This window comes from Lachnospira multipara LB2003 (genome assembly GCF_000702205.1).
Lineage (GTDB): Bacteria > Bacillota > Clostridia > Lachnospirales > Lachnospiraceae > Lachnospira > Lachnospira multipara_A.
Genome location: NZ_JNKW01000001.1, coordinates 520,356 through 532,486, shown reverse-complemented (window position 1 = coordinate 532,486; position 12,131 = coordinate 520,356). Strand labels below are relative to the sequence as shown.

General features: G+C 33.5%; 10 protein-coding genes. All 10 read left to right on the top strand.

Annotated elements, in window-relative coordinates; translation table 11 throughout:
• The first annotated feature begins 15 nt into the window (after nucleotides 1-15).
• The 10 genes from nspC to T537_RS0102440 all read left to right on the top strand — a co-directional run bounded on the left by nspC (nucleotide 16) and on the right by T537_RS0102440 (nucleotide 11,999).
• On the top strand, nucleotides 16-1,245 hold the full coding sequence (nspC, locus tag T537_RS0102485; protein ID WP_027438155.1) for a carboxynorspermidine decarboxylase: 1,230 nt from the start codon (nucleotides 16-18) through the stop codon (nucleotides 1,243-1,245).
• Nucleotides 1,246-1,329: 84 nt separating this feature from the next.
• On the top strand, nucleotides 1,330-2,472 hold the full coding sequence (gene aguA / locus T537_RS0102480) for an agmatine deiminase (protein ID WP_031556130.1): 1,143 nt from the start codon (nucleotides 1,330-1,332) through the stop codon (nucleotides 2,470-2,472).
• A 65-nt stretch (nucleotides 2,473-2,537) separates the two neighbouring features.
• Nucleotides 2,538-3,152 (top strand): hypothetical protein, encoded by a 615-nt coding sequence (locus tag T537_RS0102475; protein WP_207640523.1) that lies wholly within the window; start codon nucleotides 2,538-2,540, stop codon nucleotides 3,150-3,152.
• 33 nt (nucleotides 3,153-3,185) lie between these two features.
• A complete protein-coding gene (gene aguB / locus T537_RS0102470) occupies nucleotides 3,186-4,070 on the top strand; it encodes an N-carbamoylputrescine amidase (protein ID WP_031556123.1) in 885 nt (294 codons plus the stop codon).
• 9 nt (nucleotides 4,071-4,079) lie between these two features.
• Complete coding sequence (locus T537_RS0102465) at nucleotides 4,080-6,701, top strand: translation factor GTPase family protein (RefSeq protein ID WP_031556120.1); 2,622 nt, start codon at nucleotides 4,080-4,082, stop codon at nucleotides 6,699-6,701.
• A gap of 103 nt (nucleotides 6,702-6,804) precedes the next feature.
• The gene (locus T537_RS0102460) at nucleotides 6,805-8,244 is read left to right on the top strand and encodes an SGNH/GDSL hydrolase family protein (RefSeq protein WP_031556118.1); all 1,440 of its coding nucleotides are present in this window, start codon (nucleotides 6,805-6,807) and stop codon (nucleotides 8,242-8,244) included.
• A 13-nt stretch (nucleotides 8,245-8,257) separates the two neighbouring features.
• Nucleotides 8,258-9,172 (top strand): diacylglycerol/lipid kinase family protein, encoded by a 915-nt coding sequence (locus tag T537_RS0102455; RefSeq protein WP_027438150.1) that lies wholly within the window; start codon nucleotides 8,258-8,260, stop codon nucleotides 9,170-9,172.
• A gap of 205 nt (nucleotides 9,173-9,377) precedes the next feature.
• Entirely contained in the window at nucleotides 9,378-10,514 is a 1,137-nt protein-coding gene (locus T537_RS12305; RefSeq protein ID WP_051637137.1) for a GGDEF domain-containing protein, read from the top strand.
• Between the two features lie 398 nt (nucleotides 10,515-10,912).
• Nucleotides 10,913-11,149, top strand: a complete 237-nt coding sequence (locus tag T537_RS0102445) for an HPr family phosphocarrier protein (protein ID WP_027438149.1) — start codon at nucleotides 10,913-10,915, stop codon at nucleotides 11,147-11,149.
• A gap of 100 nt (nucleotides 11,150-11,249) precedes the next feature.
• Nucleotides 11,250-11,999: a spermidine synthase gene (locus T537_RS0102440; protein WP_027438148.1), complete on the top strand. Its 750-nt coding sequence runs from the start codon at nucleotides 11,250-11,252 to the stop codon at nucleotides 11,997-11,999.
• The last annotated feature ends 132 nt before the right edge of the window (nucleotides 12,000-12,131 follow it).

Sequence of the window (12,131 nt, the reverse complement as noted above, 5' to 3'; positions counted from 1 at the left end):
TAAAGGGAGATAAGGATGAATATAAGAGAATTACAGACTCCAGTTTATGTAATAGATGAGAATAAGTTAGAGGATAATTTAAAAGTATTATCAGATGTGGAGAAAAAGGCAGGATGTAAGATATTACTTGCACAAAAGGCTTTTTCAAACTTTGCCCAGTATCCATTAGTTGCAAAATATATTAGTGGAACAACCGCTAGTGGTCTTTATGAAGCACGCTTAGGTAAAGAAGAGATGGGAAAGGAAAACCACGTATTTGCGCCAGCCTTTAAAGATGAGGATATGAAGGAATTAATTAAGATATGTGATCATATAGTTTTTAATTCCATCTCTCAATTAGAGCATCATAGACCAGTGTGGGAAAGTGCAGGGGTAAGTGTAGGCCTAAGAATTAATCCAGAATACTCAACTCAAGGAGACCATGCAATTTATGACCCTTGTGCACCAGGCTCAAGATTTGGTGTAACATTAAGAAAATTAGAGGAAGAATTAGATAAAAATCCTGATTTATTAAAAGGGGTTGATGGAATACATTTCCATACACTTTGTGAACAAAATTCAGATGACTTAGAATCAACACTTGAAGTGGTTTTAGAGAAGTTTGATTTTGTATTAAGGGGAAGAAAGTGGATAAATTTTGGCGGAGGCCATCATATAACAAGGGATGATTATGATATTGATACATTAATTAGATGTATAAATCAGGTGAAGGCTAGATATAACTGTGAAGTCTACCTTGAACCGGGGGAGGCAATTGCCCTTAATGCTGGCTACCTTGTAACAACAGTGCTTGATAAGGTGGATAATGGAATTGAGACTCTAATACTTGATGCATCAGCAGCTTGCCATATGCCAGATGTAATTGAGATGCCTTATGTACCACCACTTAAAGATGCCCTAAAGGTAGAGGATACAGACCTTGATATATGGACAATTAAGAAGATGTTTAAAAATGGTATTTCACCAAGTAAGGCCATGGGAAAAAAGATGATGGAAGGCTATAGTCATGTCTATAGACTATCAAGCTATACATGCCTTGCAGGAGATATAATAGGTGATTATTGTTTTAAGGAAGAATTAAATATAGGGGATAAACTTATATTTGAAGATATGGCAATTTATTCAATGGTTAAGAATAACACCTTTAATGGAATCCCACTTCCATCAATAGCAGCAATTAAGGATGGAAAGTGCAGAATAATAAAAGAATTTGGTTATGAGGATTTTAAAAATAGATTAGGATAAAAATATCATAACTAAACACTTTATGATAAAATAAAGTATATGCTTTTTGTAAGAATAATAAAAAGCAAAAAAGTTGAGGTTAGAATGAAAAAGGATAAAAAGGAAACAGTATTATATAGAATGCCTGCGGAATTTAGTAAGCATAAGGGCACAATTATGATTTGGCCTGTTAGACCAGGCTCTTGGCCAAATGGTGGTGTTATGGCAAAGAAAGTGTTTACCGAAATTGCAAGACATATAGCAAGACATGAAATCCTTTATATGGTAGTTAGTAAGGACTATGAGAAGGAAGCAAGAGAGCAGCTTTATTTAGCTGAGAATGAGGCCGACTATAAGTTAATAAATTCTAATATAGAATTGGTGATTGCTGATACTAATGATGCATGGGCAAGGGATACATCTCCAATTTTTGTTAAGAAATTAGATGATAAGGGAAAGCTAAATGGCGAAGTAAGAGGCGTTAATTTTTCCTTTAATGCATGGGGTGGCGAATATGATGGCCTTTATGCCCACTGGGAAGAGGATGATAAATTAGCTATTAATTTATGTGATAGCCTAGGATATGATTATTTTGATTATGCACCTTTTGTACTTGAGGGAGGCTCAATTCATACAGATGGAAAGGGAACTTTAATAGCAACTGAAAGCTGTTTGCTTAGCCCTGGAAGAAATCCTGAATTGAATAAAAAAGACATTGAAGACGTGTTAAAGGATGCATTAGGAATTAAGAAGATAATCTGGATTCCTTATGGAATATATAATGATGAGACTAATGAACATGTGGACAATGTATGTGCATTTACTTCAGAAGCCAATGTGGTATTAGCTTGGACTGATGATGAAACTGATCCGCAATATGCCATGTCTAAGGCTGATTTAGATGTATTGGAAAAAGAAACAGACTGTGATGGTCTTCCAATTAAAGTGCATAAACTTTTAATTCCTAAAAATCCTGTAACAATCAAGGAAGAGGATTTAGAAGGTTATGAATTTGAAGAAGGGGAAGATGAAAGGGAATTAGGAGAAAGACTTGCAGCAAGTTATGCTAATTTCTATATAGCCAATGGTATTGCCTTAGTTCCTCAGTTTGGGGATGATAATGATGCTAAGGCCATTGCTTTATTGCAGGAATTAATGCTAGAAAGAGAAGTTATAGGAATATACGCAAGAGACATAATTGTTGGCGGTGGTAATATTCACTGTATAACAATGCAGATACCGGAATAAAATAAGACAGAAAGGAAGCGCGTTATACGTAAAAAAATATGGACAAAAAATTTAGAAAATTTAAGGTGGCATTTTGTTTAAACATTATTCTTATAGTTTTAGGAATAATAGGAGCAGTTTTTAGTTTTAAGGAAAATCAGTTTGTAATGTTTAAATATTACACACAGGATAGTAATTTCCTAGGATTATTATCTAGTATTCTATTTGTAATAACAGGTATTAGCTCCTTAAAGGCAGGAAAGCTAAAGACAGTAGAATTTGTTTCAAAATTACGATTTATGGCAGTTTGCTGTATGTGTTTAACATTTCTTGTAGTAATTTTTGTATTAATTCCAATAGCAGGATTTGATTGGACATGTTGGTATTTATTTAAAGGTTCATCTCTTTTTTATCATACACTATGCCCAATAATAGGATTTGTTTCCTTTGCAGCTTTTGAGGATGTTGTAAATTTAAGATTTGCCAATGCTTGCTTTAATGCAATACCAACAGTAATTTACGCTATAATAACAATTACTTTAAATGCATTATATATTATAGATGGACCATATGCTTTCTTAAAGGTGCATGAACAGTCAATTTTAATGTCAGTAATATGGTTTATATTAATAGTTGGTGGTTCATGGCTTATAGCAATCTTAATTTATTTACTAAAAAAGAAGAACCTTAAAGTAAATTAGAAAAAATGGTTAATTTTTACCATAAGGAGTTTTATGAATAAAAGAGAAGTAAAGGTGGCAGCAGTACAATTTGCCTGCACAAGAAATGTAGATGAGAATATTGCCACAGCAGATAAGTATGTAAGAGAAGCAGCTAAGGCTGGAGCTAATATAATTCTTTTACCAGAGCTTTTTGAAAGACAGTATTTTTGTCAGGAGAGAAGATATGACTATTATAACTTTGCAACAAGTATAGATGATAATAAGGCAGTTAAGCACTTTATAGAATTGGCAAAGGAATTATCAGTTGTTGTCATTGTAAGTGTATATGAAAAGGATGTTACTAGATTATTTAACAGCGTAGTAGTAATTGATGCAGACGGAACTAATCTTGGAACATATAGAAAGACACATATACCAGATGATCATTATTATCAGGAAAAATTCTATTTTACACCTGGAGATACAGGATTTATGGCATTTGATACAAAGTATGCCAAGATAGGTGTAGGAATTTGTTGGGATCAGTGGTTCCCAGAAACTGCTAGATCTATGGCACTTCTTGGGGCTGAGCTTTTATTCTATCCAACAGCAATTGGAAGCGAACCAATCTTAGAGGTTGATAGTATGCCACATTGGAGAAGAGTAATGCAGGGCCATTCAGCAGCTAATTTAATGCCAGTAATAGCAGCTAATAGAATTGGTTTAGAAGAGGTTTATGAAAGCGAGGCTAATGGCGGACAAAGCTCAAGTCTTAACTTTTATGGTTCATCATTTATTACAGATAATACAGGTGCAATCGTAGAAGAACTTGGAAGAGATGTGGAGGGAGTAATTTGCCACAGCTTTGATTTAGACAGTTTAGAAGAGGACAGAATGTCATGGGGATTGTTTAGAGATAGACGCCCTGATATGTATAAAATAATTACAGAAAAGTAGGAATAAATAATGAAGAAGCTTACGATTGGAATGCTTGCCCATGTTGATGCTGGTAAAACCACATTATCAGAGGCAATACTTTATAAGACAGGAGTTATTCGTAAGCTTGGAAGAGTAGATAATGGTGATGCCTTTCTTGATACAGATGAAGTAGAAAAGTCTAGAGGTATCACCATTTATTCTAAAGAGGCCAGGTTTACTTATAAAGACGTAGAAGTTAATTTAATAGACACCCCAGGACACGTAGATTTTAGTGCCGAAATGGAAAGAAATTTGTGGGCCCTAGATATTGCTATAATAGTAATAGATCAAGCAGATGGTGTTATGGGGCATACAGAAACAGTATGGAATTTATTATCTAAATTAAAAATTCCAACATTTATTTTTGTGAATAAAATGGACCAGCAGGGCGCAAGTAAGGAAAGAGTTCTAAAGATATTACAGAATAGATTATCAACTAATTGTTATGATTTTAATGAAATGGATATGGAAGAAATTTCCTTTGCCTCTGATGATACTCTTGATGAATATCTAGAAAATGAAAGCCTATCAAAAGAGACAATAGTGTCTGAAATTTACAAAAGACATATTTTTCCTGTTGTATTTGGTTCGGCTTTAAAATTAGAGGGAGTAGAAAAACTACTAGATATTATTAATGAATATAGTAGGGATGTTTATAGTAATAGAGTAGAAGATGGATTTGGTGCAAGGGTTATTAAGATAACAAGACAGAATAATGAACGATTAATACATCTTAAACTAACATCAGGAAAATTGAAAAATAAGGACATAATTGCAGAAGAAAAAGTAAATCAAATTAGAGTCTATAATGGTGATAAATTTACAGCTACACCTGAGGTTTATGCAGGTGATGTATGTGTAGTTATTGGATTAGATAGTGTTGCTGCAGGAACAGGATTAGGTCTTGAAAATACACAAAATAATGCAATGATTGCACCGGTACTAGAATACAAAATGATTTTGCCAAAGGATAAGGATCCACTTGTTATGCTACCTCTACTACGACAACTAGAAGAGGAGGAGCCAGCTCTTAATATTAGATGGAATGAGGAATTTAGAGAGATAATTGTTAGTCTTATGGGAGCTGTGCAATTAGAAATCCTAACAGGTCTTATAAAGAAAAGATTTGGGGTGGATGTGGAATTTGGCACAGGAAGCGTGGTTTATAAAGAGACAATTAAGGGTAGCAGTTATGGAATTGGACATTTTGAACCCCTAAGACACTACGCTGAGGTACATTTAAAGCTAGAAGAAGGAGAAAGAGGGTCAGGTCTTGTATTTAAGACTGATTGTAGTGAGGATGTACTTGATAAGAACTGGCAAAGACTTATTTTGACCCATTTGCAGGAAAGAAATCATAAGGGTGTATTAATAAGAGCTGATATTACAGATATGGTTATTACAGTTGTTAATGGTAGAGCCCACCCTAAGCATACAGAAGGTGGAGATTTTAGACAGGCAACCTATAGGGCAATAAGACAGGGTCTTATGATGGCAGAGTCTGTGATTTTAGAGCCTTTTTATGCCTATGAAATTAGAATTGATAGAGCATATGTTGGAAGGGCAATGACAGACATTGAAAGAATTGGTGGAACATCTAACTTAGAGGATGATGGTGAAGAAACAATTATTAGAGGCGAGGCACCGGTTGTAGCCATTGGAAATTATCAGGCAGAGCTTAACACCTACACTAAGGGTACAGGAAGGATAAGTCTTCAAATGTCAGGATATAAGGAATGTCATAATAGTGAAGAAGTGATAGCTAAGAGGGCTTATGATCCTGAAAGAGATACTAGAAATCCTGTGGATTCAGTATTTTGCGCCCATGGTTCAGGTTATACAGTGCCTTGGTATGAGGTAAGAGAACATGCCCATTGTGAAATTATTGAAGAAAATGGACAGGATAAAAAGGATGTCACTTTAAGACCTATTAATGCCAAAGCAGCATCAAGAACAGTATCTGATGAATGGATAGGAACAGAAGAAGTAGATAGAATCCTATCTGAGACCTATTATTCTAATAGCAAGTCAGATTCTATAAAGCAAAGAAAGAAGAAAAATGACCCAAGTTATGGATCTGCACGTAGAGTAACAGCTAATAAAGAAAGCTTGTATTCAGAAAAATATGTAGGTAAGGACAGTGCTCTTTATGCTAATAAGAACGATAAAAATTCAAAAAATTATTTATTAGTTGATGGATATAATATTATTCATGCCTGGCCAGAACTTGATGAATTACAAAAAACTAATTTTGACGGTGCAAGGGGAAGACTTCTTGATATAATGCAGCATTATCAGTCCCTTATTTCATCAGAAATAATTGTGGTTTTTGACGCATATAAGGTTAAGGGACATGGCGAGGAATTTGTTGATTTAAATAATATCCATGTGGTCTATACTAAGGAAGCTGAGACAGCAGATCATTACATTGAAAAATTTGCTCATGAAAATGGAAGAAAAAGAAATGTGACAGTTGCTACATCAGATGGCCTAGAGCAGGTAATTATTAGAGGTCAGGGATGTTTACTTATGTCTGCAAGGGAATTACTTGAAGATGTTAATAAAAGAGAAGAGCAACTTCGAAATAATTTCTTAAATAAGCATTTCTAATATTGATATCAAATTTAGATTGTATTAATCTATTTTAAGTAATGCAAAAACTATTGTATTTGGGTTTAAATTTGGGAGAAGTCCGTAAAAGGAGAAATGATTTATGAGTAAATTATGGGTGGTTGGTGACTCAACACTTAGTTGTTTTGACGACAAATACTATTATCCAAGATATGGATATGGAACAAAACTACAGGAATATTTAAATGATAAGGTGGAAGTGGTAAATATTGCCCTTTCAGGCAGAAGTTCTCTATCCTTTACTAAGGAAGAGAATTATGACTATCTAATGAATAATATGGAATCTGGCGATTTTTTATTAATAGGCTTTGGACATAATGATGAGAAGGCAGAAATCGCTAGATTTACAAGTGCTAATGGAGATTATAAAGTTAAGGGAAGTTTTGCTAATTCCCTTTATGTAAATTATATTGAACCTGCAAGAACTGCTGGTGTTACACCTATTCTTGCTACACCTATTGTTAGAAGAAAAACTAAGAGTAGTTGGGATGATGTGGAATTACATATAACTAAGGATAATGGTGAATTTAAGGGTGGCAATTATCCAGAGGCTGTAAGAGGGCTTGCAAGGGATATGCACATTTCTTTAGTTGATATGACAAGTATAACTAAGGATTTTTATGAAAAATTAGGCGTTGAAGAGACTGCTAATCTTCATGCCTGGTCATGTAATAATATTAAGAGTGTTGATAATACTCACACTAATGAGTGGGGAGCTTATGTTAATGCATTTTTTGTTATGAAGACAATTAAGGAATTAGGAATTAAGGGCTTATCTGAAATGGTAATAGATCTTACTGATTACATGCCATATCCAGCTAAGGAAAAATACCTTCAAGCTAATAAGGATTATAAGCCGGTTTTATTTAATCCTAATCTTGAAGATAGTAAGATTTTTGAAAACATTGGTGATTACAAAGTAACTGCCTTTGGTGATATACTAACTGATGCTAATAATGTCGATTTTAAGGCAAGTAAGGAAATAATTGATTCTAAGGAATCTATTAGACTTGCGGTAGCTAATAACATGGGTAAGATTAGTAATGTTACAGATGGAATCTTATTTGCCTTTAAACAAATTGATGCTAACACTAGATTTAAGCTAACAGCCAAGATAATTGTTAATGACTATTTTAGTAACGATCAGGTATCCTTTGGTTTAATGGTAAGAGATGATGTTTATATTGATAAAAATACAGCTGATGTGCTAGGAGATTATGTGGCAGCAGCTCCACTTTTATTAACAAGAAAAGGCGATGCAATTAATTGTTTTGCAAGAAGAAGTGGCGAATTGGTTTATGGAAGTAAGGTAAGAAGAGCAATTGATAAGAAGATGGTAGTTAATGCAACACTATTTTCAACAGAAGATGGATATGGTGCATGCTTTGATGATGGAGATTGCATAACAGGTGGATTTGATTTTAAGCTAACAACAGTTGATCCAGAACATGTATATCTAGGCTTTTTTGCAAGTAGAAACGCTGATGTAACATTTACAGACATTAAATTGACAATTGCATAATAATGGAGGCAATATGAAAAAATTATTATTCGTTTTTAATCCTAATTCAGGTAAGGGATTAATAAAAAATCATTTAATGAAGATCGTACAGGTTTTATCAGAGGCAGATTATGAAGTTGTTGTTTACCCAACTAAATGTGCAGGCGATGGATACGAGAAGGTATTAAAGGTGGGTAAAAAATATGACGTTGTGGTATGTAGCGGCGGAGATGGCACATTAAACGAAGTAGTAGGTGCTATTTTAAAATTAGAGAAAAAGCCAAAAGTTGGATATATTCCAAGTGGCAGTACTAATGATTTTGCAGCTAGTTTAAATATAAGCAAGAACATGGTTAAGGCAGCTAAGTCAATAGCAGAAGGCAATGTATATCCTGTGGATATAGGACTTGTTTGTAAAGATGATGAAGTTGTTAGATCCTTTAATTATGTTGCAGCTTTCGGTGCTTTTACACAGGTAAGTTATAACACACCTCAGGAATTAAAAAATCTTCTTGGTCATCAAGCTTATGTTATATCAGGTGCTAAGGAATTATTAAACCTAAAACCACAATATATGCAAGTCGCTGGAATTGATGAAAATGGTAATGAATTTGAGATAGAAGGTAATTTCCTATATGGTATGGTAAGTAACACATACTCAGTTGGTGGAATGAAGGGAATTATTGGAAATACAGTGGATTTGCAGGATGGAATTTTTGAAGTGCTTCTTATAAAGGAAGTTAAGACTATTTTTGAAGCTCAAGAAATTCTTTCGGCATATGTTACACAGGATTACGATAATTGTAATATGGTTTATAATTTAAAGACTAGTAAAATTAGATTTAGATCAAGTGAAGACGTGGATTGGACCTTTGATGGAGAATATGGCGGAGCTCATAAGGATGTAACTTATGTGGTAAGTGAAGGGGCAGTAGACTTCCTAGTTTAACTCAGTCGGAGAAATCCCCCACCTCTAAGCGTTAGCGTAGGTGGGGGTTATGACAAACTATACTCAGTCGGGGGTACAAGCCCTTGTAAAAGATAAAGAATATAAAGTTTCCTTGTATTAGATTTCATAATGTTGTATTATTAATAATATATGTAACCTATATATAGTAATAAGACCGTGACAATTTAATATAGGGGGATAAAAAATGACGAGGAAAATGAAGAAACAGTCCAAAAGAAATATTGAGCAAATCAATATATATCGTGCTATTAAGTCATCGTTTTTATTATCTTTATGCGTGCCTATAATAATGCTTATTTACGGCATTATAGCTTGGGATAACGATCTTTTAAAGATAATATTTATGTTTGGCTTGCTGATTTTTGAAATTATTCAGGTGACTTATTGTGTTGTTCTTTATATTCAAGTAAAAAATAATGAGTTTGAGAGTTATTTTGTCTTGTATATGTCATATTACACCATAACGATTATTATGCTAATGCTTGCATCTGGATTTGATATGAAGGCATTTAACAGTGAAATAATTTATATGGCAGCATGTGCGTATTTTGTTTTTGTACCAGTAATTTTAGAGCGAGAACGCTTAATAATGGTAACTATAATTTCTGTTATTATGATTTCAATGGTAGTTATTTTTAAGATGAATGTAAGAACTGTGGTGGATGTATGTGTAATACAGATTGGCACTGTGTTCTTATCAAGATATCAGCATAATGTATCCTTTACTAAGGAGAGGATGTCATCAACTCTTAAGAAAAAAACAGATGTGTCAGAGCATGATCCTTTAACAGGACTTTATAACAGAAGAGCATTAGAACAAAAAGCCAGTGCTATATGGCCATATTGCGAACGTAATAAGGTATCTGTGGGAATACTTGCTATAGATATTGATTTTTTTAAGAAATATAATGATGCTTTTGGACATCCAAAGGGTGATGAGTGTTTAAAAATGGTTGCTGAGGTGCTAAAAAACTCAGCTCAAAGAAAAACAGATATTGTCACAAGAACAGGTGGAGAAGAATTTATTATATTTGTGCAAAATACAGACGAGCAAAATATAGTTCAGTTAGCTCTAAAAATTAGGAGAAACCTTGAGGCAAAGGCAATTCCACATGCATATAAGCTAGTCTCAAATAATGTTACTATAAGCATTGGCGCAGCTACCTTTGTACCAGGCTATGGAAAAAGCTTTGAAAAACTATATGAAGAGGCAGATAAGGCATTATATGCAGCTAAGAATAATGGTAGAAACTGCATAGTATATAATGGCAATCTATATGGACGCATTAAAAATGGGATAGCACAGGTGATTACTATGTAAGCCTGATTTTGTGAATTCGGGGGTTTTTTTAGAATAATTTTCTCTACCCCTAAGGACTTAAGATATGCTTAAATAGGACTATAGTCCTAGGAAAAAGGCAAAAATACTTAATAAATTAACTAGTAAAAATTGAATAAAATGGACATTTTATAATTACTGAAACAAACTATTGTGCAAACTGCACAACAGTTTGTTTCTTTTTATAGTGAATTATCATAAAAAGAAACAAAAATATTTAAACTTTGAAACAATAAAATCCCCCCCAAAAAGTTGCAAAATGTTTTTGGCTGTAGTATATTTGTTAAGGCTTGTTAAACAAGTCAAAAAAACAGCTTTTTATTAATTAGGGTGAGATAAAAAGCGAGTAGAGAGGATTATAAGTGGGGAGGAAATTGAATATGTTAACTGTTTCAATTCTTTTAGATTCAGTGGAGAAGGTACAAAGATTCGTAAGTGTAATTAGTAAGTATGGTTGCGGATTTGATGTTGAGTCAGGATTTAGTTGTGTTGATGGAAAGTCGCTAGTAGGTTTATTTAGCTTAGATATAAGCAAACCATTACAGCTAACAATTAATGATGGAAATAACGAAATGGAAGATGTATTAAGAGACATCAATGAATTTATGGAATATTAGATATTATAAAACCAGAGCATTTGCTCTGGTTTTTGTTTTTCTTTAGGAATCATGATATCATAATTATATAATTTTAGGAAAAGAGAAATAAGGGGCAATTATGGCAAAACAAATAAATGACGATGAGAGAAATCTATATAAAAGTAAATCTAGAGGTTATGGAAAAATCATGGTTAGGGATGTGGTTGAAGATGGTAAAGAAATTAGAATCCTTATGGTTAACTTTGCTAGGGAATCAGCCTGCTTAAGGGAAGAAGGACATCATCATGAGCTCCTTTTTAAGTATACAAGACAATTTGAGAATATTTTTAATATTAAGCCGGATATTAAAGAAACGCTGCTTATTGGCGGCGCTGGAATGTCATATCCGAAGTATTATATAAAGAATCATCAAGGTTGTAAGATGGATGTAGTTGAGATAAATCCTGAGATGGTAGAAATTGCGCATAAATATTTTTATATCGATGAATTTATGGAAGGGGATAAAGATGGTGCATTAAATATTTATGTTGATGATGGAATGAAGTTTTTATCAAAGCAGGATAAGAAATATGACTGCATAATTAATGATGCATATATAGGAAACGTTCTAGATAGCGGGCTTATGTCCTATAGGGGTGTTGCGCATATAAAAAGGCACTTAAACACAGGTGGTATCTATATTGTAAATATTATTACAGCTCTTTCTGGCTTTTATGCTAACGATGGAAAAATTGCAAGACAAGTTTTTGATGCCAATTTTAAAAATGTAGCCTTCTATACAACTAGACCAGAATCTAGCCCACTTGAAAAACAAAATTGTATTCTAATTGGCACAGACAGTGAAATTCCAGCACTAGAACTGCTATAAATGAAAATGGAAGTACAATATGTACTTCCATCCCCTCAAATAATTATTAAAACTTAAGTGTTTATGGGCTTTATTGCCCTTTCTTTATACTAATAGTCTAATATCTGAATGTCAACCAAAACATCACAAATT

Excerpts from the sequence above, each read along its gene's own strand:
- nspC (WP_027438155.1), top strand. The coding sequence starts at position 16 with ATGAATATAAGAGAATTACAGACTCCAGTTTATGTAATAGATGAGAAT.
- aguA (WP_031556130.1), top strand. The coding sequence starts at position 1,330 with ATGAAAAAGGATAAAAAGGAAACAGTATTATATAGAATGCCTGCGGAA.
- aguB (WP_031556123.1), top strand. The coding sequence starts at position 3,186 with ATGAATAAAAGAGAAGTAAAGGTGGCAGCAGTACAATTTGCCTGCACA.
- T537_RS0102465 (WP_031556120.1), top strand. The coding sequence starts at position 4,080 with ATGAAGAAGCTTACGATTGGAATGCTTGCCCATGTTGATGCTGGTAAA.
- T537_RS0102460 (WP_031556118.1), top strand. The coding sequence starts at position 6,805 with ATGAGTAAATTATGGGTGGTTGGTGACTCAACACTTAGTTGTTTTGAC.
- T537_RS0102455 (WP_027438150.1), top strand. The coding sequence starts at position 8,258 with ATGAAAAAATTATTATTCGTTTTTAATCCTAATTCAGGTAAGGGATTA.
- T537_RS12305 (WP_051637137.1), top strand. The coding sequence starts at position 9,378 with ATGACGAGGAAAATGAAGAAACAGTCCAAAAGAAATATTGAGCAAATC.
- T537_RS0102445 (WP_027438149.1), top strand. The coding sequence starts at position 10,913 with ATGTTAACTGTTTCAATTCTTTTAGATTCAGTGGAGAAGGTACAAAGA.
- T537_RS0102440 (WP_027438148.1), top strand. The coding sequence starts at position 11,250 with ATGGCAAAACAAATAAATGACGATGAGAGAAATCTATATAAAAGTAAA.